Origin of the sequence: Vibrio sp. M250220 (assembly GCF_036533795.1) — a bacterium.
Classification (GTDB): domain Bacteria; phylum Pseudomonadota; class Gammaproteobacteria; order Enterobacterales; family Vibrionaceae; genus Vibrio.
The window spans coordinates 1-746 of record NZ_JATABI010000163.1 but is presented as its reverse complement, the minus strand read 5'-3'; the positions used below and the strand labels follow the sequence as shown (position 1 = coordinate 746).

Below are 746 nucleotides of genomic sequence, written 5' to 3'. Positions count from 1 at the left end.
GGGCTATATAGCGTCAGGTAAAAAACAAGGTGATTTAACCGTAGAGCCTGCGCCAAAAGAATTTGGCACTCGTCTTATTGAAGTGAGAATCGACTAATGAATAATGATCAAAGTATAGAGTCTCTTAAGGAACAACTTTATAACGCTGAGATAGCCTACTCTTGGGAGTGTAAAGGTGCTGGTTTAAAACACGAGAATCTAGTGAATTGGTTGATACCGATGTTTGTGGGTTGTTTATTATTTGGTTTTTTTTGGTTTGTTTTCGATAAGCTAACTATGGACTCAATTGCTTTTTGGGGACTTTTGGCATTTATGACTATGATGGTATTGGTCTCAAGATACCTTTTTTCCCCGGATAAACATCGCTGCTATCACTTAACCTCACGGGGTATTCATTACACAGAGCAAGATATGATCCCAGAGGTGGCGTATAAAATCGTGCGCGGCTTTGCTTGGGTGGGAATTGTGGTGTGTTTTATTGCCGTCTTTTTACTTGGCCCGTTAGCCTTAGTGGGTGCAGGGGCATTTGCACTGATGTCATTTGGGATGACCAATTTTCAGCCAACGGTACTAAAACACGAAATCTTCTTCTCTGATAGTCCAATTCTATTTAACGTAGTGAAAGATACTATGTTTAGAATTGACAGTCATACCGCCACCGAGTATTGCTGCCGTAGAGATTTTTACTGTTCGTCTATAGAAGAAAAACAAAAAATCATCACCCTAATCCTAGAGAGTCAAAAAGA

Annotated in this window: 1 protein-coding gene; it reads left to right on the top strand. The window is 39.9% G+C overall.

What is annotated here, in order from left to right:
• Positions 1-96 precede the first annotated feature (96 nt).
• On the top strand, positions 97-746 hold a 650-nt coding region (locus tag QTN94_RS20145; RefSeq protein WP_331428666.1), incomplete at its 3' end, for a hypothetical protein.